This window comes from Candidatus Goldiibacteriota bacterium HGW-Goldbacteria-1 (assembly GCA_002839855.1).
In the GTDB taxonomy this organism is placed as follows: Bacteria; Oederibacteriota; PGYV01; order PGYV01; family PGYV01; genus PGYV01.
On sequence record PGYV01000001.1, the window covers coordinates 1 to 21,952 of the forward strand.

Below are 21,952 nucleotides of genomic sequence, written 5' to 3' on the forward strand. Positions count from 1 at the left end.
TTTGTTAAAGATATGAGAAACCTTGATTCTGAAGTTAAATACCTGTATAAAGGTGTATATGATGTCCTTCAGAATCCCTTTTTTTAAAGGCAAGAGGCAATGTCATAATATTGTATCCGCGGGGCGCGCAGGAGCGCGTCCCCTACAAAAACATAAATAAAAAAAGGGCGGCATTTCTGCCGCCCTTTTTGAAAATACAGTTTTTTGTATTACTAAATTACCATGCATATCCTAAATTAAGCCCCGGGCTAAATCCAACTCCGCCGAAACCTGATGCTTTTACGCCATTAATTTCAACAGAGCTGCCAATGTTGTAACTTAAAGCCACCTGCAGGTCAAGCGTAAATCCATTATCCCATATCCATCTATATCCGCCATGACCACCAAGACCAAACATAATAGCAGAACCCGTTCCTGTTTTTTCTACAAGTTCAGTAAAAGTATCATTCCATTCTGTATATGTATAACTTACCATAGACATCGTTACCTGTGCCTGAGGTCCTGCAAACCAGCCATTTAAAGCGTGATTCTGAAAATACCAGTTATATTCTGCTCCTGCACCAATTGTTGTCCAGCTCCAATCTCCGATAGCTAACCAATTAAACAGCGCGTTAAATCCAAGTCCATTTGTCTTTCCCATTGCCATTTCATAATGTGCACTTAAAATACCAATAAAAATAAGCGGGTTTACTGTTAAAACGTTCTGCTGTGTTGCCCAGTCTACCCCTTCCCCTTTAACTGCCTTTTCAAAACTGTTTGACTTTGCTGCAAATGCCGGTGCTACAAGAAGTGAAACTACTGCCAAAACAATTAACAATTTCTTCATTTAGACCCTCCAAAATATTTTTTAACTTCCTCTTCCTTTATGATTTGTGTTAACATATTATCACAAACATCAGTTTTGTCAATATGCAGGAGGGTTTATGCGCGTTTATCTGACAGGCGGAACGGGTTTTATTGGCAGTTTTACAGCTATGGAACTGGCCAAGGCCGGCCATGAAGTTATAATTCTGGCAAGAAACCCACAAAAAGCCCCTGCATTGGGAAAGATAAAAAACATAAAGATTGTTAAAGCGGATATGAAGGATTTTAAAGCGCTTTCAGCGGCAATAAAAAAACCTGACGCCCTTGTACACATTGCCCTTTGCTGGGGTGACACCGGGCCGGAAATAATAGAAAACGAAACCTTAAATTCTGTCCGCCTTATTGAACTTGCAATTAAAAAAGGCGCGCAGAAAATACTTTATACTTCTTCCACCGCGGCTTCCGGATATTACCAGAAACGCATAACCGAAGATTGCCGCCTTATCCCGGCGGATTTTTACGGCGCCACCAAAGGCGCAGTTGAACTTTTTATTTCGGCTTATTCCCATTATTACCCCAAACTGAAATTTAACATAATCCGCCCAGGTTACACCTTTGGAAACCCCGTGGTGCCGGGTTCTTCAATGCAGCCCGATAACAGGTTCCGCCAGATATGCGCGGACGCGAAAGCCGGCAGGACAATACAGGTAATTAAAAATGACGGCACACAGTTTATATGGGCCGGCGATCTGGCCGTATTATACAGAAAAGTCCTTGAATCAAACCTTAAACAGGAAACCTTTTACGGTTTAAGCAGGAATTTTTTAAGCTGGGAACAGGCGGCAAAGTGGGCCATAAAATATTCCAACAGCAAAAGCAAACTGGAAGTATTTGACTGCGGCTATTCCGAAGACCCTGTTATGTTCTCTGTGGAAAATATGAACAAACACTTTGGGCTTACTTTTAACTCACAGGAAAAGGTAAAGGAACACATAAAATATATCCTTTCCCTTTAATTGCCGCCGCGGATTGTTCTTACTTTCTTTTCTTTTACATTTTCTGCCCGCGGTTTATCCGTAAATTTAAACTTGCGGCTTATCACACACCCTTTACGGCCCGGGTCGCACTTTCCCTTTAACAGCATGCACTCTTCTTTATTTTCATATTTACAGAATGACGACTGCATTAACGCGCCTTTTACGGAACAGCTATAACTTCTGTGACTCCCGGTACTTCTTCTTTAAGGCGGGCTTCAACACCCTGTTTTAAAGTCATCTGTGACATAGGGCATCCCTGACAGGCTCCCTGAAGGCGTACTTTTACAATGCCGGTTTTTTCATCCACATCTACAAGTTCTAAATCCCCGCCGTCTGCCTGAAGGTACTGCCTTAAATCTTCTATAACCGCTTTCACTTTTTCTTTCATGTTATTACCTCCTGAATGTATATCACTTCTTTTGTGATATTATGTCATTTTTATTCCTAAAAGTCAAGTTTCAAGAATACAATTATTTTAAACGGTTGTCAAGAAACCTTAACCCATTTTAGGGTTTTCTTTATATATATTCCCCTTTAAGCGTTCTATCCTTAAATCCAGCGGCGGATGTGTGGAAAAAAGCTGATCTGCCCTGAACCTGAACGGGTTTGCAAAGTACATATGCTGCATTCCTGAATTATATTCTTCTTCCGGATAACTCTCTTTTTTTATCTTCTCAAGGGCGTCAATCAGCCCCTGCGGATACCTTGTAAGCAGAACTGCTGACGCGTCCGCCATATATTCCCTTTGCCTGGAAACGGCAAATTTAATGGCCATAGCTCCAATCGGTGCAAGTATCGCAGCCGCAATTGCCAGTATGACAAAAATAATCCCAGCCCTTCCCGCGCGTCCGCGGAACGCGCTTCTTTTAATAAGGTCGGAAATCATAAAAACTGCCCCTGCCATTACCGCAGCCACAGTACTTACAAGAATGTCGTAATTTTTTACATGGCTCATTTCGTGGGCTATTACGCCTTCTAATTCCAGTTTGGTAAGTTTTTTTAAAGCACCTGTTGTAACGGCTATTGCGGAATGTTTTGGATCCCGTCCTGTAGCAAAAGCATTGATGCTTTCGCTTTGCATGACGTAAACTCTTGGCGCGGGAAGCCCGGCTGCCAGCGCCATACCCTCTGCGGCGTAATAAAGCCCGGGGTATATTTTTCTGTCCGCCACTACAGCGCCTGATGACAGTATGGCCAGCTTATCGCTGTTGAAGTACGATATAAACGTCATAACAAATGACGCAGTTACGCCTATCACAATCCCCGAATACGGGTCGCCGTACAGCACTCCTATAATCCAGCCAAGCCCGGCGATTAGGACGCCGTAGAAAAACAACAGTATAAAAGTATTGTTTTTATTGGCTGCTATATCTTCGTATACCATTTATATTCCCGTTTCTTAGAACTTAACTGAAACCGGTTTTTTGTCCTCTTCAGGTATTTCAAAAAATTGCTTTTGGGTATGTCCGAAAATTCCCGCAAATATCACTCCCGGAAACGCCTGCTGGTATTCATTGTACACGCGCACAGTCTCGTTAAAGAACTGCCTTGCGTATGCTATCTTGCTTTCCATTCCTGAAAGATCCGTCATAAGCTGCGTAAAATGAGCGTCCGCTTTAAGCTGAGGATAATTTTCACTTACGGCAAAAAGCGATTTTAAAGCGCCTGTTAACATATTATCAGCGGCCGCGGTCTTTGCCACGTCAGCGCCGGCTCCGGTTAAAGCAGCCCTTGCCTGAATTACTCTTTCAAGCGTGTCTTTCTCATGAGCCGCGTATCCTTTAACGGTTTCTACAAGATTAGGAATAAGGTCTGTCCTCTGTTTAAGCTGAACATCAATCTGCGCCCAAGCTTCACTGTTGCGGTTTTTTAAACCTACCAGTTTGTTGAATATGGCTATTACAAAAACAACCACAAAAAAAACAATCCCCAGAACTATCGCAGTCACTGTCATATTTCACCTCCGCGGTTTTAATTTAAAATTATTATACCATAAATAAAAGCCGAGGGACGGATGCACGGAGGATCGGAGGGTCGGAAGTAAGAACAAAACAACTGCTGCGCCCTAAAGGGACGCGCCTACCACTGCATATACCCAAAACCCGGTAATACCGGGGACGAATGCAAAAACAAATGACGAAAATTCGAGATTCGAAAATTGGAAGAAAACCACAGGGGTTGGGTGTGTTTTTTCAGTGCGTGCCGCGCAAGCACAGCATTTATGCGGCAGGGGCGGTTTAATGCGGCGCCGGCAAATCCGGATGTGACGCGGGCTCACGATTGCTATTGACGTTAACCAAGTGAATATTTCAAGTTTGTTTGACTGCAAGAATACCAATTTCGCGGTGCGTACTGAAAAAATATACCCAAGCCCTGTAAAGCCGAGGGACAGACGCACGGAGGGTCGGAAGAAAAAGCAAAAATAAATCAACTACCGCGCCCTAAAGGGACGCGCCTACCAGTACCAAAGCTAAAACAAGTTATTTTTTCAGAATAACATTTTTCTACTTCACTATTGCCAGCTTCCCTTTTTTCACGGCGCCGTCATCCGCAGTAATAACATAAATATACATTCCCGGCGCCATCTTCATATTTTTTCTTCTGCCTTCAAGTTTCCACAGATACGTGCCGTCCGCGGAATCTGCCCGTGCAAAATGCACAAGTTCCCCTTTAAGGTTGAATATCTGTATCTCTGAACTGCGTGTAAGTTTGGCAAACATAATGCCCTTTTGACCGTTTGTGCCGTCATAGACCGCCGGGTAAACATAAGCTTCATCCAGATTATCCGCGGCATGCACGGCAGGAAGGGGCGTATTTGTAATTGTAGCGGTTACGGTAGGCGAAGGAATTACCGCTGTCAGCGTCACGGTTATTGTACGGGTGACAGAAACCGTGACAGTCACCGTTTCACTTAAATATACCGTGGGCGTTGCGGTCATCGTTATTGTCGGAGTAAACGTTGCAGGCGGCGGCGCATTATAAAGTTCAACATCATCAACATACAGGTCAAAATCCCTGCCGTAACCCAGCACCTGCCACTGTATATCCCTTACGTTTGCAAGCACCTCTGAAAGCGGATACAAAGCGCCCCACCCTGTTTCCTGAGTAAGCGAAGAAAATGGAATCTGCATCATTTCCCACTGCGCCGGCGCGGTGAAAACAACTTTGTAGTCATTGTATCCGGTCATTGAAGTGCCGTCAGCCCCGTTTAAATACGGTATCCTGAAAGTATACTGTCCGCCTCCTTTAACATAAAACCTTACTCCTGCAAAGGAATTTATATCAGTAACCGTGTAGGACGGCGAGCCAGAATCGGCCCTTAAATTTGTCCCTAAACCTGCCGAAGGATAAACATCGGGCGAAGGCTGCGCTGCAATATGTCCGAATATCCTTGCGCAGTAAGCTGAAGATTCCGCGCCCCCCGAAGTCATAACATAAGGCGAAGTTTTAGGAGGGCTTATGGTGCTTAAGCTGTCCGCGTAATCATACCAGTAACCGCCAAGAAGGTTTACGCTGTCTCCGTTTTCACAGTCATCAATTAAAAGCGCCTGTAATGTGGGCGTAAACGTAACAGTGGGAGTTACCGTTTCTGTAGGGCCGCCGGGGGTTCTTGTCATAGTGGGCGTCAGCGTAAGCGTGTCCGTGGGCGCGGGGCCGGGGTAAATCTCAATTTCATACCATATAGCGCCGCGCGTACCGCTTATCTGAAACCTGGCATTGCCGGATTCATCAGACACCGGAAGCGACAGAATCCGCGCGCCCGTATTATCAAGAGAATATACTTTTACATTCGCGGCAGCATAAGGCAAAACAAATTCCGCGCCTATGCCTTCCGTTGTAGTGGGCCCGGTTCCAAATGAAACTGTATTTATATCCGCATTCGCCGCGGGAGGAAAACCCGCGGAAGCGCCTGAAGGATACAGCCTGTAATCAACACCGGTATTTGAAGAAAATCCCGCGGCCGTTATAAATATTTTTTCCGCGCCTGACGCAAAAGTTCCGCCCTGCGCCACGCTCAGCATAATTGAAGACCAGTTCTGCATTGAAGATAAGGGCCTTATAATAACGCCTGACAAATTATATTCCACGCCGATATTATTACCTATCACCCCTTTTGTTTTGGGGGAATCAATCTTTAAAACCCTTGCGGATGAATCCCAGTTTAGCTGGTTTGTATCTGATGTATATATTCCCGAACCCGGAACAGTTATATCCGCGGGAGAAAGCGCGCCTGAAGGATTAATGCCGCCCTGCGTTATTATGGATGTGCGGTGCATAAGCGATGCCGCAAGTGGCATGCCTGCATCCTGCGCGTCAATTAACCGCCATGGCCCGGCGCCTGTTAAAAGTTCAAGTTCCTTAGCATTATCCATTGGCACTGTCACCGCAGAAGAAGCGGGTGATATATCATTACGCCGAAACATTAAAGCCGCGTGCAGCATATTTGCCCATTTGCCCGGGTCCATATCTATGTCAAAAAAACCGTCCTGTTTGCTTTCGCTCCAGTTTATATTGCCGTCCCCGTATGTATATCCGTAAATGGCGTCCCAATCCTGAAAAGCCGCGTAAGCGCCAAGGACACTGTACGCTTCCGCGTTAAACGAGTTCGGAAAAGGATGGTTGTATTCGGTAACGGAAAAAGGCTTTCCTTCCACCCTTTTTACGGACATTGCCGAAACAGTACCGCCGTCGCTTTTTGATAAGACGGAAGAATTGTTGACCCACCACGGAGAAACCCACTGCTCGCCATCATATGAAGGATGCTGCCAGTAAGCGTGAGAATCCACCACATCAAAAACCGCCATTAAATTCGGGGTTGAATTTCCGACAACAGTCCCTGTTGTCAGCGCTTTCGCGGAAAGCGAAACTTTTATGTAATTGTTCATAGAGCCCCAGTAATGAAACTCTTTTTGCCATAAAAAATCCACCCAGTCTGTTTTTGCCGCGCCTGTCCTGTCCGACCTGTCGGCAGCTTTAAAAATCTTAACAGAATTAAAATCAGTTTCATCCGGGTTTGTCCCCGGAATTGTACCGCCCTGCCTGAAAGAAACATCGGCAAAAGAATATACCGCAATTGCTTTTGCCATATCCGTAAAATTGACCCTTGCCGATATTGTCGTTTTTGTGGCGGCAAAGACAAATTCAAACCGCTGCCAGTCGGTTGTCAGGTTTAAAGTCCGCGTAAAAAAGGTCTGCCAGCTGCCGTTTACTTCCTGCACTATGACATCCACTGTGGCAGCCCTGTCTGCTTTGGCGGAAAAGGAAAGTGTATAAGGGCTGCCAGCGGTTAAAGTGACTCCCTGATTAAGCTGCACGTGCCAGTTTATGGTGCTTGAAGCGGAAACATTGACCTGACAGGAATTTTTCCCGGGCGCAAGCCCGTTTGCAATTACCGTGAATGCGGCAGAAGCCGGAAGATTTGTCTCCCTGTTCCATGAGTTTAAACCCAAAGCAAAATCACCGTTTAAAAGTTTTTCATCACCCAAAGGCGCCGACATTCCCCACACACTCTGCAGAGCGGCAAAAGAAGGGTATTTTTCCGCAAGATACGCGTCCCACATTCCCTGAAGCTGCGTGTTAAATTCAGCGGGCAGTACATCCATTTGGGCGTTATGCCATGCGTGTATTAATCCGTGCTCGTTGCACACTTCCACAAAAGCCACGCACGGGTCCTGCGTGTACTTAATTCCGGTATAAGGATTTACCCTGTCTAACAAATTCATGGCAAATTCCCTCTGAAGGTCAAGCATCGCCGGGCTGAACATTGCCGGCGTCTGTTTGTCTTTCCACGCCATTAAATCAATTGAAGCGGGCAGTCCGTCAGCGCTTTTAAAATCACGCCCCGCAAGAAGGTTTATGTTTGAATAAATCCCGTGTTCTTTTAACCGCGAAACAAAGTAATCAAATTTATCAAGGTTTGCGCTGTTTAAATGCCTTGAATCCGGATAACCGGTGTAATCAATGAATGACTGCCCCCACGAAGCATCCCCCAGATGAAACCGCACAAGATTAATTCCGTATTTTGCCAACCTGCGCGCTATTTTGTCAGCGTCCGCCTTTGCCGGAAAACAATTTGTGGATGTGACATTAACCGCAAGAAATTTTATCCTTGAAGCGCCGGAATTCACGTATAAATGGCCGTCAGGCGCTGCAGTGACATATCCGGAAACCCCGGCAGGTTTATGATTTAAATAACTAAGATTGATTACTGTGTTGGAATCATCATCCCACGGAAGGGTAAAGTTAAACATACCCGCGTACAGCGGGTAAACGGTTAAAAATATTATAGCGGCAATAAGACACTTCTTCATAGATACTCCTTCTTGTTTAAAACGGGCAAAACTGTATCTACTTATTATAACGCGCGAAAAAGTAAAAAGTTGCGTTTAAACGACAGTAACTTTTTTATTCCCTTTGGTTATATTGCCTATAAGCCACGCGCGCTCGCCTGACTTTTTAAGTGAAGAGACAACCGTTTTCGCCTTATCAGCAGGAACAATAAGAACCATTCCCACACCCATATTAAATACACGGTGCATTTCCCTGTCTTCAATCCCCCCAAGCTTCTGTATCATTTTAAATATGGGAAGTATTTCCCATGACCCTTTTTTTATAACACAGTCCACATTACCCGGAAGCACGCGGACTATATTATCATAAAAACCTCCGCCGGTTATATGCGACATTGCGTTAATAAGCCCTTTTTGTACAAGCGGATACACGGATTTTAAAAAAGACCTGTGGGGTTCTAAAAGCGCAAGCCCAAGCGTGGTCTTTAATTCCGGAATATATTTTGTATATGGTATTTTTTTGCTTTCAAATACGCGCCTTGCAAGAGAAAACCCGTTGGTTTGAAGCCCGTAAGAACCAATGCCAATAACCGCGTTTCCCGGTTTAACTTTTTTACCTGTTAATATTTTTTTCTTTTCCACTTCGCCGACTATCGTGCCCACAAGGTCGTATTCACCTTCTTTATAAACACCGGGCATTTCTGCCGTCTCTCCGCCTATTAATACCGTTCCGTTTTCCCTGCACGCTTTTGCCATTCCTGATATAACGTCCACAAGCACCTTGCCTTCAAGTTTTCCGCAGCCGAAATAATCAAGAAAAAACAGGGGCTTTGCGCCCATCACAAGTATGTCATTCACGCAGTGGTTTACAATGTCCTGCCCCACGGTATCGTGTTTGTTTATACTCTGTGCAATTTTAAGTTTGGTGCCCACGCCGTCTGTGCTGGCAACGGTGCATTGTCCGCCGCCCATATCAAACACGCCGCCGTAACTGCCTATGTCTGTTACCACTTTTTTATTAAAAGTGGATTTTATGTGTGCTTTTGCTTTAGAAAGCGCGTCAACTGCCGCGTCAATATTTACCCCTGCTGCTTTGTATGAAAGTTTTTTTGCCATGTGTTCTCCAATCTGTTTATTATTTAATATTTGTAAATTAAAACCTTGGGTACGAACCAAGGACTTTTACAGAGCCTGCTTCACGCGCCACGGCTTCCAGCGCGTCTTTAACATTCTTATCTTCCGCGTAACCTTCCACATCAACAAAAAACAGGTAGTCCCACGCCTTTTTTTTAGAAGGCCTGGATTCAATATTGGAAAGATTCACGTGGTAATTATCAAAGGGCTGCAGCAGCCTGTAAAGCGCTCCCGGCTTGTCCTTAATCGATACCATTATTGATGTCTTATCCCTGCCCGTCCTTTTGCTGAAAGTTTTGCCTATTATGAAAAACCTTGTATAGTTATCCGTCATGTCCTGCACGGATTTTGCCAGCACTTTTAACCCGTAAATTTCAGCGGCAAGTTCCGCGGCAATTGCGGCGCCGCCTTTAATTTTTGACGCTTCCAATGCGGCCTTCGAATTACTTGATACCTCTTTAATTACCGCGCCGGGAATATTGCTTTCTATCCATTCCCTGCACTGCCCCAGCGTCTGCGGGTGTATAAAAAGCGTCTTAACAGCAGAAAGCCTGCTTTCTTTTGACAACAGGCAGTGTTCTATTTTTAAAAGAATCTCTGAACATATTTTTAGATCAGAATCCGCGAACATATCGTAAGTGTAATTTACAGCGCCTTCAGTGGAATTTTCGATGGGAACGCATCCGTAATCAGCATTGCCTTTTTCCACTTCAGAGAAAACCTCTTTAATGCTGACTGCCGGGGAATAATTTGTCATTTTTCCAAACCGATTTACCGCTGCCAGGTGCGAATAAGTGGCAATGGGCCCAAGATATGAAACTGTTACCCCGCGCTGAAGGTACCTAGAAACCGAAAAAATCTCGCTGTAAACAGCTTCTATGCCTTTTAACGGGAAAGGGCCCTTTTTAACTTTCTTTAAATTTTCCAGCACTGCGGCTTCCCTTGCCGGGTCATATACTTCCATACTGGCGGAGTTTTTAAGCTGCGCTATCTTTTTTACACTTTCAGCACGGCTGTGCAGAAGCGTAACTATTTCTTTATCTACCGCATCAATCTGTTTTCTGTATTGGCTAAGGTCTTTTTTTCTTTTCACGGGGCTTCACCTCTTTTTTTAGGGGGGCAAATGTATCTATTTCATCCCTTGTAAGGTACCGAAACTCTCCCGGCTTTAGGCCGGCAACACTTACTTTTCCCACACTTTCCCTTTTAAGCCTTACCACGCTTAAACCCACTGCAGCGCACATATTTTTTACCTGATGATTCAATCCCTGCGTAATAACCATTCTAAGCACATCGTTCTGTTCATTTTTATGAATTGGCGCCGCCTCTTTTGCCTTTACATATACGCCGTCAACGGTTACGCCCCTTTTCAGGCGGTCTAACTGCTTTGTATCTGCCCTGCCTTTTAATTTAACCATATATACTTTATCAACTTTATATTTAGGATGGGTAATTCTGTTGGCCCAGTCGCCGTCATTTGTAAGAAACAGGCAGCCGGTGGTGTTGTAATCCAGCCTTCCCACAGGAAAAAGCCTGCCTTTGTCAACCACATGCACAGGAAGAAGATCCAGTACTGTTCGCCTTTCTTTTTCATCCGCAACTGTACACACGCACCCTTCAGGTTTGTGCATTATTATATATACAGGGGTCTCTTTTCTTAACAGTTTGCCATCCACTTTAACAGCATCTTTTGCCGCATCCACTTTAAAGCCTAATTCACGTATAAACTTGCCATTTACAGTGACCCTTCCCTGTGTCATAAGTTCTTCCGCTTTTCTGCGCGAAGTAACACCACAGCGTGCTATATACTGCTGAAGCCTCATCATATAGTACTCCTTTAAATACAAGTTAAAAAATTATATTGAATTGCCCTATTTGTCATCTTCATCTTCATCTTCATCTTCATCTTCATCTTCATCTTCATCTTTTATTCTAATTTTAGTTTCATCTTCTTCGTCGTCATCAAGCGTTTCGGGGATTAACTCTTCATCAAGAACTTCTTTCTTGTCTTCACCCTGAATTTCATCAGAAGAATTATTCTCATCACCCTCAGCAAGCATTTCTTCAGTTGACTGCCGGTGCATAAGTTTCTGCCTTTCTTCATCATCAAAATTAATCATTGTCTGATTCTTTGCCACTTCTATTTTATCTTCCCACTTTTCAATATATTCATCTTTTTCAAGTATGGTTTTAATCTCATCCAATTTTGGCAGGTCATCAAGCGTGTTAATGCCAAGATACTGCATAAACTCTTTGGTGGTGGTGTATAAAAGCGGCCTTCCCGGAGCATCCTTACGGCCGGCTATTTTTATAAGTTTGCGTTCTAAAAGCGTGTGATATACGCCGTCAGAATTAACACCCCTTATTATTTCCACTTCCTGTTTTGTAATGGGCTGTTTGTACGCCACTATCGCAAGCACTTCAAGTGCGGCGCGGGTAAGGCGTGACATCAGTTTATTTTTATAAAGTTTTTTAATGTAAGGGGCATAATCAGGAAGAGTCAACAGTTCGTACCCGCCGGCTATTTCTTTTAACGTCACCGGAGAATCAGTTTCCTTAAGCCTTGTTGTCAGCTGTTCTACCGCAGCCACCACTTCCTTATGGGGAAGTTCCATTACCTGCGCCAGCAGCTGCACCGGCAAAGGTTTATCGCTTGCGAATAAAAGCGCCTCTATTATCCTGTCATTGTCTATTTTTGCCATTTTATTACCGTCCTTATGATTTCACTTTTTTAACCTGCGGCTAATCGCCCATGTTCTGCAGTACTGCCCTGTCAAAGTTCCTGTCTATAATATCTATCCTTATATCCTCGAAAGTAAAGTCCTGATAAACCCTGATAACTTTAAGCCTTAACAGTTCCAGTATGCCCATAAACAGCGCCACAATATAAAGCCTGTTATTATTTTTTTCGCACATATTGAAGAAGCTTACGTTATCCACGGTCTGCAGCACATCCAAAAGTTCGTACATTCTGTCTTTTATCTTAATCGCTTCGCCCGGTATCACTATCAGTTTTCTTTCCTTTAACCTGTCTAAAATTGAATCCATGGCTTTTGCCAGCGCGTAAATATCCAACGACAATTCTTTGTCATCCGCGCTGATATTAAGCGGATTTAACCTTTCAAACATGTCCCTTTTTTTGGCTTCATACAGCCTCATCTTTTCCGATACTTCCTTGAACGTGTTGTATTCAAGAAGGTGCTGTACAAGTTCCATCCTTGGGTCTTCTTCATCCTGCTGCAGCAGTTCATCTTTGGGAAGCAGCATTTTGGCTTTAATATAAATAAGCGTGGCGGCAATCACAATAAATTCCGTCGCCACTTCAAGATTAAACTTGCGCATCATATCTATATATTCAAGGTATTCCTCTGTTATCTTGGCTATGGGAATATCATAAATATCTATCTGATTCTTTCTTATTAAATAAAGAAGAAGGTCAAACGGCCCTTCAAAAACCGCAAGCTTCAGCTGATAATCGCCGTCCATTTTTTACCCCAGCTTCATGCAGTGCCTTACGCCTGCCATTGTTTCAACTGCGGCAGCAGCGGCCCTTGCATTTCCGTCTTTTATGATATCCCTGATTAAATCAGGTTTATTCTCGAACTGCGCGCGCGTTTCCCTTATAGGCGCCATCCTTGCGTTTAAAAATACCGTCAGCTGTTTCTTGCAGTCAACGCATCCGCGCGTGCCTTCCCTGCACTCTTTTTCTACAGTATCAATACCTTCACCGTTATAAATTTTATGAAAAGCGCACACTACGCATTCTTCAGGGTGTCCAAGGTCATTCTTTTTTACCTTTAAAGGGTCTGTAAACATCATCTTTACTTTCTTTTCCGTTTCTTCAGCGCTGTCCGCAAGATAAATAGCATTGTTGTAACTTTTGCTCATTTTCCTTCCGTCAAGGCCCGGCAGTTTGGGATACATTGTAAGTATCTCTTTTGGCTCCGGAAAAAATTCACCATAATAATTATTAAACCTTCTTACAATTTCACGCGCCAGTTCAAGATGCGGGCGCTGATCTTCGCCTATGGGAACTTTATTCGCCCTGTAAACAAGTATGTCCGCCGCCTGCAGCACGGGATATCCTAAAAAACCAAAAGTAGAAAGGTCTTTTTCTTTAAGCTCCTGTTTCTGCTCTTTATACGTGGGATTTCTTTCAAGCCACGGCACAGGGGTTATCATTGAAAGAAGCAGGAAAAGTTCCGCGTGTTCCTTTACCGCGGACTGCACAAACATCACGGCTTTTTTCGGATCAATCCCCACAGAAAGCCAGTCAATATACATTTCCATTGTATTTTCTGTGATATTTTTCGGTTTTTCATAATCAGTGGTTAAAGCGTGCCAGTCAGCCACCATATAAAAAGCCTTATATTTATCCTGCATTTCCACATAATTTTTTAGCACGCCTTCAAGGTGGCCAAGGTGCAGCCTGCCTGTAGGCCTCATTCCGCTTAATACACTTTCCATTTTAAATCTCCCTGTTATTAAAGAATAAACGATATCAGTTTCATAATCGCATAATATATCGGCTTAAAAATCACATCAAGAATGCCAAAAGCAAGCAGCCCTATCACAATAAAAAGCCCGTAAGGTTCAAGCTTCATATAGCTGTACATCATCCTGTCCGGCATAAAACCCATTAACACTTTGGACCCGTCAAGCGGCGGAATAGGAATCAGATTAAACGCCGCAAGAATTACATTAAGCATTATTCCGTATTTAAGAAACATAAATAATCCCTGCGATTCCAAAGCCGGGAATAAAAGCACAGCTTTAAGTATAAGCGCAAAAACAACCGCCAATAATATATTCGAACCCGGGCCGGCAAGGCTTACAAGCATCATATCTTTTTTATGGTTTTTAAAATATGCCGGATTTACAGGCACCGGTTTTGCGCCGCCTATTACAAATGGAGAGCCCGTAAATATAAGCATAGCCGGAAGGATAATGGACATAAAAGGGTCTATGTGGGGAAGCGGGTTTAAAGTAAGCCTTCCCATGTCTTTTGCGGTCGGGTCGCCAAGCTTGTTTGCCACAAGGCCGTGAGAAACTTCATGCACCACCACGGCAAATATAAGCACAACAATCTGAATAATAATTTCCGAAAGCCTGTCCATTTACCAATTTTCTCCTTATAAACAATATGAAAAACGCAAATTATTATAGCATAGTTTATTCAATTCTATAATGAAAAAAGGCGGCCCTTAAAAGGCCGCCTTTTTGAAAATATCCTGTATTAAATTATTACTTTTTAACTTCTTCTTTTACAGCTGCTTCAACCTTTTTTTCCACAGGGTTCTTTGTATCTTCAAGGAACTGATTTACCCAGGATATAAAATCAAGATTACTTGCTATTTTTTCCGCAGGGCCTTCTCCGCCTTCAAGTGCTTTTGCCTCTTCAAGTATGCCCTTTGCCTCATCAAGTAATCCCATGTTTGATTCAAGAATTACCGCGATGTCTTTCTGTGCGGCAAACTTTTCCTTGCTTGGAGTCATTCCTGATAACTGTTCAATTTTAGCGGAATAATCAGTATTTTTCTTAAAAACTTTAATTAACTCATACGCCGCGCTGTTAAGCTGCCATGCCTGAATTTCTTTTGTGGCTGATTTTGCCGCAAGTGAAGCCGCTTCTTTGTACTTTGCAACTGATGCTGTGGTATTGCCCTCATCTGATGCTTTTGCTGCAGCATCCTTTACAGCTTTGTAGGCTGTGTAGTCTTCATATACAGTCCACGAAGCCGCCTGAACCATTGATACCGCAAAAACAAAAGCCATAACTGCCATAACCGTTCTTTTCATAATTTCCTCCCCTTCTTTTCCTTTTTATTTTTCTTCCTTAATTGGCATACAACCATTATATACCAATTTTCTGCAATTTCAAGATTTTTATTGGTTTTGCCTTTATTAAGAACAATAAATTCATTATTTAATCAGACGTAATAAATAACTTTTTAGTTTACATTGCCGCAATATTTTTCACAGCCTGCATAACCTCTTCTGCCGCTACCGACATGCATTCGCCGTCATCTTTTTGAAAACAATAATTTTTAAACGGCCCTATTGGCTTCCACCTTGAAAGCACGCTTGGGCCAAACACCGCCGCAACCGGGGAGACAAGCGACAACGAATGCATAATTCCGCTGTCATTACATACCACACACGCGGCTTTTTCAGCCAGCGCCATAAGATACTGTATTTCCCTGTACGGATAATAATAAAGCCCTTTTAAATCCCCGGATATTTTCTTAAACTCTTCCATCTGTGCGTCTTCACCCATTCCGGATACCGCTATCACCGGCAAACCCGCTTCAGATGCCATTTTGGCAAACTGAACATACCTCTCTTTTTCCCAGCGGTTATCTTTTTTCATAAGCGTTGGGTGAATGATAACCGGTTTTTCTGTCAGCCCCAGAGACAAAAAATATTTATTTACAATAGTTTTTATCCCGTCATCAATCTCCGGGTTAATCAATACAGGTGCTTCTTCAGTGTTAATACCAAAGACCGAAAGAAGAGCGAAATTTTTCTTTGTTTCATGCATTGCATCATCATTTAATACAATACCTTTATTGTAAACTTTGCAGGCAAGCGGAACTTTTACGTTTTCGGTTTCTTTAAAACCCACCCTGGCGGCGCAAAAGGTAAAAAGCGTAAGCATGGCGGATGTCATGGAAAAAGGATAAGAGTGAAAATTAATCACCACATCGTGTCTGAAAGCGGTTTTAATCACGCACATCTTAAAATTTAAAATGCCTTTTTTTCTTAATATTATTCTGTCTTTAGGGAAATACATTTTCGCAATGTCCAGGCCGCGCTCCCCGCAAAGAATAGTGAGTTTTGCCCCCGGTGCAAGATTTTTCTTTAATAGCTGTATTGCGGGAACCGTAAGTATAAAATCACCCAGCCTGTCAGGCCTTATTACAAGCACCGACTTTATCCGGTTTATGGGTTTCAGCTTTGATTTTGCGTTTTCAGGAATAACAAAAGACAGGAAATTTATAAAAAAACTTTTTATGCCTTTCTCTATTTGCCTTCCGATTTTATCAGCCATTTTATCCTTTTTACTTTCAAATGAATATTTTTAATTTCTTTGGGGGTTACCGCTTAAAAGTACACCGACAGGGAAAACCTGTGCTGTGCCTGAAACGATGTAAAATATTCCTCTTTCTGGAAAGCGTAATCCGCCTGTATTAAAAACGTGGAAACAGGCACTCTTGCACCCATCCCGGCGGTATAATCAAATTCGTAACTGTCCATCCCGTATGACAAGCCGGCACGCAGGAAAAACATTTTAAATAATGACACTTCCGCCCCTGACATTACTGCCAGACCTTCAAACTCGTTCTTTTCCGCGTCAACGGATAAATTTAAAATATTATCAAATAATTTTACCTGTGTTCCAATCCGCATTAATATCGGGATATCTTCTTTATACCCTGTGTTCCATTTTAAAAAACCCGCGGCATCCCTTAAAGAAACACCGACAGATACTATTTCACTTGCCTTCAATATCACACCCGCGTCAAAACTTATGCCACCGGCGCTGTAATCGCCAAGAGTTATCTGTAATACTTTAAAATTTGCGCCCGCGCTGAACCAGCGGGTAATCGGATAAGCATACGTTATAGAATAGGCGTTTTCTGTATCTTTTATCTCCGTGTACCCTTCCGTATCAGATGTCCTGCCTTCTATTCCGCCGATTGAGAAATTTAAGAAACTGAAGCCAAATGCGCCTGCCGGCGTCGGATAAACTATCGCCGCATAATTGTATGCCCTTTCATCGGATAACAGCGAGTACATGGTAGAGATGCCCGGCCTTCCCGTAAACGCAACAGCAGCCGGATTCCAATATCCGCACGAAGCGTCATCATACGAAGCGGAAAAAGCACCGGAAAGTGAAAGCGCCCTTGCCCCGGCTCCCGCGCGCAAAAATGCCGCTGCCCCGCCGCCTGTACCTGCCGCCTGAGCGCTGCAGGTAATAATAAAGACCATTATAATCATTATCGTTTTTTTCAATTAAATCTCCATTAAATTTAAAAAGCAGACAGGCGGATAAATACCGCCCTGTCTGCTTTTTATACAGATAAAAAACTATTTTACTATTGCAATATTTTTACTTATGACTTTTTCTTTTGTGATTACCTTAAGAATATATACGCCGTTGGAAACACCCTGTCCAATATCATTAACAAGGTTCCATGTTATGTAATTAATACCTTTTACGGCTTCTGCTTCGGATATTGTTCTGCTCCATACAAGGTTTCCCTTGATGTCCATAACCGCGATTTTCACTTCCTGTTTTTCCTGAAGAGGAAATCTGAAAGTTGTCTGTGTCTTTGCGGGGTTGGGGTAATTAAAAACAGTGGCCTTATTCATTTCGGGAATTAATACCGGCTGTTCCTCTTTCTCTTTTTCCTGATATATAACCTTTAACGTGCCCGTCCTCATGTGAGTAAAGGCAATATCCGGCAGGCCGTCTGCATTAACATCGCCAATTGCCACTTCTACCGGCCCGTAGGTTTTATTTTCATCTTCAGTTACGGATATACTCTGAGAAAGTTCAAGCTTTCCGTCTTTCTGAATAAGGATATCAATTGTGTCGCTGTCACGGTTTGCGGTTACCACATCAAGCAGCCCGTCGCCGTTAATATCGCCCACCGCTATTCCGTTAGGCCTTAATCCGTTCAGTTTATAAACCGTCTGTTCCTGCGCAATGCCATTTTTAAATTCTATAACAGAGACAGTATTATCGTGAAAATTTGCCGCCACAATATCTTCATTACCGTCGCCCGTGACATCTGCAATTTTTACCTTGCATACCCCTGACCCCGCGGGTATGTCCGCAGTCTTGGTTATAACACCGTCCTGTTTTTTAATTACGCTAATTGTGGCTGCGGAATAATTTGCAGATAAAATAACCCTTTCATTATTAAGCCTGCCTATTGCCACGTCCGTGGGGTTTCCCGGAACCGCAATATCAATTTTTTCAATTGCGCCTTTGCTGTCCCTTACCAGCACGGATACTTTACTGTCCGCATAAACCGCCACCGCAATATCATCTTTTTTAACGCCTTCATTGTCTATTGAACCTATGGCTATACCCACCGGGTATTTTCCGACTTCAACAGTTTCGGAATTATTTCCCTGAAACAGCATCACAGTGCCGTCTTCATAATTTGACACGGCAAAATCTGTTATCTTATCATTATTGAAGTCACCTGCAGCCAGACCCCTGGGTGTATTTCCCGCGGCAATCACGTCTTTCATGCCGTTTCTAAAAATTGATATTGACGAAGTGGGGGTGACATCGCTTCCCTGCCCGATAAGCGTATCTTCACCAAAATTAGCAACCAGAACTTCATTTTTACCGTCTCCGTTTATATCAGCTATTACAATCCCCCTTGGATAAAGCCCGGAATCATAAGTATTAATGGCCGAAAGGGTGTTAGCCGAAACCGCTGATGAAATCACAAAAGAAACCAGCATTAAGAAAAGTGTTTTTTTCATACTACCTCCATTTTTATACCGCGTTTCGCGGTAATTGATTCCCATAAAATTATATATTTGCCGCCCTGTATTGTCAAGGCACTGATACAGCCACTTTTGAATAAAAATATTTTAAGGCAGTTCCACCGTCATTCCGGCGGAGTGTGTTGATTCAATCATATTAAAACCGCTCATAAAAACGGGTTTATATGTGTAATTAAGCGTTACATCCACGTCAAACTGGGTGATTTTAATCCCAAAGCCCGCGGACGCAAAAGATAATGACCTTGAATCAAACGGGGTGTTAAAACCCAGCCTTAAATAAATCATATCCAGCAGGCGGTCTTCCATACCAAAGGCCACCCTGGGATAATCATAAAAATCGTGTATGTAATCCAGCGCAATATCAATTTTGTTGTCCTCGTCAAAATCAAACTGATACCGGGCGCCTATCCTTGCAGTTAAAGGCAGCGGCGCGGATTCGGAAATTATTTTTATGGGAGCGCCAATATTCTGTACCGCAGCCCCAACAGCGAAACCCGACTGCTGAAAGATATATTTAATCCCTATATCGCCCGCGTAAGTGGTGGCTTTATATATGCCTATATTTTCAAAGATAAGCTTGGCGGCAATTCCAAACCTTAAATCTTTATAAAATTCTTCCCTGATTATACTGTAAAAGTCATTGGCAAAAACGCCTGCCAGGACAAAATCATAAAATTCAACCGGGGCGTCCTGCGCGTCCGCGTTGGATATTGCAGGCATGTGCCTGTAAAGGACAGATATGCCCGCGCTTCCTTCTATCAGAGGAGTGTCCACATACCTGCCGAATGCAATATGTTCCACAGACATTGAAGCGTATGAAAACATATGGCTGTAAACAAACTGTGTTTTTGTAAGCGATGAAATACCTGCCGGATTATAGAAGATTGCTTCAGTTCCGCTGCCGGCTGCCGTATACGCGCCTGCCATTCCGGCCGCCCTGTTTCCGGCTTCAACTTTAAGCACATCGCCGCCTGTTTCGCCGCCGCTAAAAATAAATACAGGCAGTGTCAGCGTGAACAGGGATAAAATTAATAATTTTTTATTCATCGTTCTCCATAAATCAGTTTTTAATTTTTTTTACTTTCTGAATTTTTCCGTAAAGCCTGATAAGTTCCTTAAACGCCTTTAAAATTACACCGGGCTTGGCACCGGTCTGCGTTCCCGCCACCCTTGGATAGTGGTGCACGCCTATCTGCCCTATTTTATACCCAAGCTTTTTTGTCTTTGCAAGAAGTTCCGTGGATATCATGGCGCCCTCGGCTTCCGGCTGCGCGTTGTCTATAATTTCTTTCCTGAAAAGCTTAAACGCGCAGTCAACGTCCTTAACCCAGAATCCAAGCAGGGTCTTTACCAGAAGCCCCCACATGAACGCGTTAAGTTTTCTGTTAAACGGGTCCTGCCTTTTAATCCTGTACCCATTTATAAAATCGTATTTATCCGTCATATTTACCAGAAGGGGAATTTCCGCCACGTCAAACTGAGCGTCGCCGTCAGTAAAAAACACCCATTCAAATTTAGATGCATACAACCCGGACTTTACCGCGCCGCCATATCCTTTATTCTTTTCATGATTAATAAGTTTTATATGGCTGTCCTGCTTTATCACTTCTTCCGCAGCTTCCTTAGTTTTGTCTTTGGAACAGTCATTTACTATTATTACTTCATAATCCTCACAGATACCGGCAAGTACCTTTGAGGTTTTAAGCGCAAGAGCGCCTACGTTTGCTTCTTCGTTGTATGCCGGAAAAAAAGCTGATATTTTCAAGTATTACCTCCGTTACGCTTTATTATCTTCCATCATTATATTGCTTACTTCGTTGCCAAGTTTTACGCTGTAGCTCATACCCCTGTCTTCGGGATATACCTGCGTCATATTGGCGGAATAAAGCCCTTTTATGGGCGTCCTGTAATCAAGCTTGATTTTTGAAAATTCAAGCCCCACTATAGGCTGGGAATAAGGCGCCCTTTTCACCCTGTATTCAAGCACATCATCCGAGCTGAACTCCGGAAATATCTTTTTAAGATAGTCAAAGAACGTGTCTTTAACCTTTTCATCTGAAGCTTTATAAAGTTCATCTTCGGTATTAAGATACTTGCTTAAATATACAACCGTGTCGCCGCCGTAAAATTCCCCGGGCACAAGGTTGGTGTGTTCAATTACCGCCACAAACGGGCTGTCTTTTTCCGCCACATTAAGCCAGTAGGTTTTGCTTAGCGATTTTTTTGTCCTCATAATTAAATTCATCGCGCCGTGATATTTCATCTTTGAAAGCCTTTCGTCATACTCTTTATCAAAAGATACAAGTTTGCGCGAAATAGCCGGAGCGCAGGTTAAGACAACAGAATCCATTATATGTTCCTGCCCGTTTACCACAACACCCTTTACTTTGCCGTTGTCCAGCACCACTTTACTGATAGGGGTGTTTTTCATTATTCTGGCGCCCTCTTTTAATGCAGCGTTTTCAAGGGTGTCCACAAGCACCTGATAACTGCCTTTCATGTAACCCAGAACTTCCTTGGCCCCGCCGCCTTCACGCGACGCCACCCTTGAATGAATCCTGCCGTACAGCCACGTCATTGCCACTGTGTCCGCAAGCGGCCCAAACTTCTGGTTCATTAAAGGGCCCCATACTTTATCATAAACATTCTTTGACACATATTTAGAGACCCACTCTTTTGCTGTAATTTTTTCATATTTTTTCCAATCATTTACGCGCTGAAGGTAAAGCGCCATAAGCCCAAGTTTTATCCTGTCAATAATAGGAAGTACAGGGAATGATAAAAGGTCCATAGGGGTGGTAAAAGGATATGTTTTTCCGCCGGTATAAAAACCCACTTTTGATTCTATCCACATCATCTGCGATTCAAGCTGAAGTTCATCAATTAAATTTACTATATCAAGGTCGCTCTTGAAAATATGCCTGTAAAACATGTCAAGTTTTGTGCCGGCAAAATCCATACTTTGCGCAAGCCCGCCAAGTTTTTCTTCCGCTTCAAAAACAAATACCTGGTGCCCTGCCTTTGATAATCTGTATGCGGCGACCAGCCCTGCTATGCCTCCGCCAACCACGCCTGTCAACATAATTCCTCCTTTAAATACATATAATAAGAGAGTATATCATATATGACAGCTTTCTTGGTATACGAAATTTAAAC

At 43.2% G+C, this 21,952-nt stretch carries 20 protein-coding genes; 1 reads left to right on the forward strand and 19 read right to left on the reverse strand.

Annotated features, from left to right (window positions below):
• Positions 1-217 precede the first annotated feature (217 nt).
• Positions 218-826 carry a hypothetical protein gene (locus tag CVV21_00005; protein ID PKL92764.1) on the reverse strand — a complete coding sequence of 203 codons (609 nt, stop codon included), beginning with the start codon at positions 824-826 and terminating at the stop codon, positions 218-220.
• A 46-nt stretch (positions 827-872) separates the two neighbouring features.
• Between CVV21_00005 and CVV21_00010 the strand changes: the two genes are divergently transcribed.
• Positions 873-1,820, forward strand: a complete 948-nt coding sequence (locus tag CVV21_00010; protein ID PKL92765.1) for an NAD(P)-dependent oxidoreductase — start codon at positions 873-875, stop codon at positions 1,818-1,820.
• A 181-nt stretch (positions 1,821-2,001) separates the two neighbouring features.
• Here the strand turns inward: CVV21_00010 and CVV21_00015 are convergent, their stop codons facing one another.
• From CVV21_00015 to CVV21_00100, 18 genes are all read right to left on the reverse strand, one after another.
• Positions 2,002-2,229, reverse strand: coding sequence for a hypothetical protein (locus CVV21_00015; protein PKL92766.1), 228 nt, complete (start codon positions 2,227-2,229; stop codon positions 2,002-2,004).
• Between the two features lie 108 nt (positions 2,230-2,337).
• Complete coding sequence (locus tag CVV21_00020; protein ID PKL92767.1) at positions 2,338-3,225, reverse strand: zinc metalloprotease HtpX; 888 nt, start codon at positions 3,223-3,225, stop codon at positions 2,338-2,340.
• A 15-nt stretch (positions 3,226-3,240) separates the two neighbouring features.
• Entirely contained in the window at positions 3,241-3,795 is a 555-nt protein-coding gene (locus CVV21_00025; GenBank protein PKL92768.1) for a hypothetical protein, read from the reverse strand.
• A 550-nt stretch (positions 3,796-4,345) separates the two neighbouring features.
• A complete protein-coding gene (locus CVV21_00030) occupies positions 4,346-8,152 on the reverse strand; it encodes a hypothetical protein (protein PKL92769.1) in 3,807 nt (1,268 codons plus the stop codon).
• A gap of 75 nt (positions 8,153-8,227) precedes the next feature.
• Positions 8,228-9,247: a phosphoribosylformylglycinamidine cyclo-ligase gene (locus CVV21_00035; GenBank protein ID PKL92770.1), complete on the reverse strand. Its 1,020-nt coding sequence runs from the start codon at positions 9,245-9,247 to the stop codon at positions 8,228-8,230.
• A 37-nt stretch (positions 9,248-9,284) separates the two neighbouring features.
• Positions 9,285-10,358 carry a prephenate dehydratase gene (locus tag CVV21_00040; protein PKL92771.1) on the reverse strand — a complete coding sequence of 358 codons (1,074 nt, stop codon included), beginning with the start codon at positions 10,356-10,358 and terminating at the stop codon, positions 9,285-9,287.
• On the reverse strand, positions 10,336-11,091 hold the full coding sequence (locus tag CVV21_00045) for a pseudouridine synthase (protein ID PKL92772.1): 756 nt from the start codon (positions 11,089-11,091) through the stop codon (positions 10,336-10,338). The genes CVV21_00040 and CVV21_00045 overlap by 23 nt, the downstream gene beginning before the upstream one ends.
• A 45-nt stretch (positions 11,092-11,136) precedes the next feature.
• The gene (gene scpB / locus CVV21_00050; GenBank protein ID PKL92773.1) at positions 11,137-11,967 is read right to left on the reverse strand and encodes an SMC-Scp complex subunit ScpB; all 831 of its coding nucleotides are present in this window, start codon (positions 11,965-11,967) and stop codon (positions 11,137-11,139) included.
• A 40-nt stretch (positions 11,968-12,007) separates the two neighbouring features.
• Positions 12,008-12,751 (reverse strand): hypothetical protein, encoded by a 744-nt coding sequence (locus CVV21_00055; protein ID PKL92774.1) that lies wholly within the window; start codon positions 12,749-12,751, stop codon positions 12,008-12,010.
• A gap of 3 nt (positions 12,752-12,754) precedes the next feature.
• Entirely contained in the window at positions 12,755-13,732 is a 978-nt protein-coding gene (trpS, locus tag CVV21_00060) for a tryptophan--tRNA ligase (GenBank protein PKL92775.1), read from the reverse strand.
• A gap of 17 nt (positions 13,733-13,749) precedes the next feature.
• Positions 13,750-14,382 carry a site-2 protease family protein gene (locus CVV21_00065; protein PKL92776.1) on the reverse strand — a complete coding sequence of 211 codons (633 nt, stop codon included), beginning with the start codon at positions 14,380-14,382 and terminating at the stop codon, positions 13,750-13,752.
• A 127-nt stretch (positions 14,383-14,509) separates the two neighbouring features.
• A complete protein-coding gene (locus CVV21_00070) occupies positions 14,510-15,064 on the reverse strand; it encodes a hypothetical protein (GenBank protein ID PKL92777.1) in 555 nt (184 codons plus the stop codon).
• A 157-nt stretch (positions 15,065-15,221) separates the two neighbouring features.
• Entirely contained in the window at positions 15,222-16,316 is a 1,095-nt protein-coding gene (locus CVV21_00075) for a hypothetical protein (protein ID PKL92778.1), read from the reverse strand.
• Between the two features lie 53 nt (positions 16,317-16,369).
• Positions 16,370-17,281: a hypothetical protein gene (locus tag CVV21_00080; protein PKL92779.1), complete on the reverse strand. Its 912-nt coding sequence runs from the start codon at positions 17,279-17,281 to the stop codon at positions 16,370-16,372.
• Positions 17,282-17,356: 75 nt separating this feature from the next.
• A complete protein-coding gene (locus tag CVV21_00085; GenBank protein PKL92780.1) occupies positions 17,357-18,817 on the reverse strand; it encodes a hypothetical protein in 1,461 nt (486 codons plus the stop codon).
• 66 nt (positions 18,818-18,883) lie between these two features.
• A complete protein-coding gene (locus tag CVV21_00090) occupies positions 18,884-19,843 on the reverse strand; it encodes a hypothetical protein (GenBank protein PKL92781.1) in 960 nt (319 codons plus the stop codon).
• 13 nt (positions 19,844-19,856) lie between these two features.
• The gene (locus CVV21_00095; GenBank protein PKL92782.1) at positions 19,857-20,561 is read right to left on the reverse strand and encodes a glycosyltransferase family 2 protein; all 705 of its coding nucleotides are present in this window, start codon (positions 20,559-20,561) and stop codon (positions 19,857-19,859) included.
• Positions 20,562-20,573: 12 nt separating this feature from the next.
• Complete coding sequence (locus CVV21_00100) at positions 20,574-21,878, reverse strand: amine oxidase (protein ID PKL92783.1); 1,305 nt, start codon at positions 21,876-21,878, stop codon at positions 20,574-20,576.
• Between the last annotated feature and the right edge of the window lie 74 nt (positions 21,879-21,952).

What these genes read in the sequence shown, in the direction of transcription:
- CVV21_00020 (PKL92767.1), bottom strand. Translation starts at nt 3,225, where the DNA reads ATGGTATACGAAGATATAGCAGCCAATAAAAACAATACTTTTATACTG.
- CVV21_00015 (PKL92766.1), bottom strand. Translation starts at nt 2,229, where the DNA reads ATGAAAGAAAAAGTGAAAGCGGTTATAGAAGATTTAAGGCAGTACCTT.
- CVV21_00075 (PKL92778.1), bottom strand. Translation starts at nt 16,316, where the DNA reads ATGGCTGATAAAATCGGAAGGCAAATAGAGAAAGGCATAAAAAGTTTT.
- CVV21_00025 (PKL92768.1), bottom strand. Translation starts at nt 3,795, where the DNA reads ATGACAGTGACTGCGATAGTTCTGGGGATTGTTTTTTTTGTGGTTGTT.
- CVV21_00085 (PKL92780.1), bottom strand. Translation starts at nt 18,817, where the DNA reads ATGGGAATCAATTACCGCGAAACGCGGTATAAAAATGGAGGTAGTATG.
- CVV21_00005 (PKL92764.1), bottom strand. Translation starts at nt 826, where the DNA reads ATGAAGAAATTGTTAATTGTTTTGGCAGTAGTTTCACTTCTTGTAGCA.
- CVV21_00030 (PKL92769.1), bottom strand. Translation starts at nt 8,152, where the DNA reads ATGAAGAAGTGTCTTATTGCCGCTATAATATTTTTAACCGTTTACCCG.
- CVV21_00090 (PKL92781.1), bottom strand. Translation starts at nt 19,843, where the DNA reads ATGAATAAAAAATTATTAATTTTATCCCTGTTCACGCTGACACTGCCT.
- CVV21_00065 (PKL92776.1), bottom strand. Translation starts at nt 14,382, where the DNA reads ATGGACAGGCTTTCGGAAATTATTATTCAGATTGTTGTGCTTATATTT.
- CVV21_00100 (PKL92783.1), bottom strand. Translation starts at nt 21,878, where the DNA reads ATGTTGACAGGCGTGGTTGGCGGAGGCATAGCAGGGCTGGTCGCCGCA.
- CVV21_00035 (PKL92770.1), bottom strand. Translation starts at nt 9,247, where the DNA reads ATGGCAAAAAAACTTTCATACAAAGCAGCAGGGGTAAATATTGACGCG.
- CVV21_00070 (PKL92777.1), bottom strand. Translation starts at nt 15,064, where the DNA reads ATGAAAAGAACGGTTATGGCAGTTATGGCTTTTGTTTTTGCGGTATCA.
- scpB (PKL92773.1), bottom strand. Translation starts at nt 11,967, where the DNA reads ATGGCAAAAATAGACAATGACAGGATAATAGAGGCGCTTTTATTCGCA.
- trpS (PKL92775.1), bottom strand. Translation starts at nt 13,732, where the DNA reads ATGGAAAGTGTATTAAGCGGAATGAGGCCTACAGGCAGGCTGCACCTT.
- CVV21_00055 (PKL92774.1), bottom strand. Translation starts at nt 12,751, where the DNA reads ATGGACGGCGATTATCAGCTGAAGCTTGCGGTTTTTGAAGGGCCGTTT.
- CVV21_00045 (PKL92772.1), bottom strand. Translation starts at nt 11,091, where the DNA reads ATGATGAGGCTTCAGCAGTATATAGCACGCTGTGGTGTTACTTCGCGC.